The following is a 270-nucleotide window of genomic DNA, read 5'->3' on the forward strand; positions in this document are numbered from 1 at the left end:
GGCGTACCACTGAGCACACCTGTTGCTGAGTTAATGTTTAACCAGTTTGGTGCACCTGTGATTGAGTAGACTAAAATATCCCCGTTATCATCATCAGTTGCCGTTGCCGTAAAGCTATAAGGAGTATCTTCAGCAATCGTTGTTGCTGGTGTACCTGAGATTACGGGGGCATCGTTTACGTTAGTCACTGTAATGGTAAAAGCGTTTAAGCTATCACTGACATTTGCTAGGTCAGTAACCGTGAGTACGATATTACTGGTTGTACCTACA

The 270-nt window shown here is 43.7% G+C and carries 1 protein-coding gene; it reads right to left on the minus strand.

From position 1 onward, the window contains the following. Nucleotides 1–270, minus strand: a 270-nt coding sequence (locus H4J59_RS06230; RefSeq protein WP_182237805.1) for a putative Ig domain-containing protein, incomplete at both ends; no start/stop codon positions are given.

This window comes from Colwellia sp. MB02u-10 (assembly GCF_014077185.1).
GTDB lineage: Bacteria > Pseudomonadota > Gammaproteobacteria > Enterobacterales > Alteromonadaceae > Cognaticolwellia.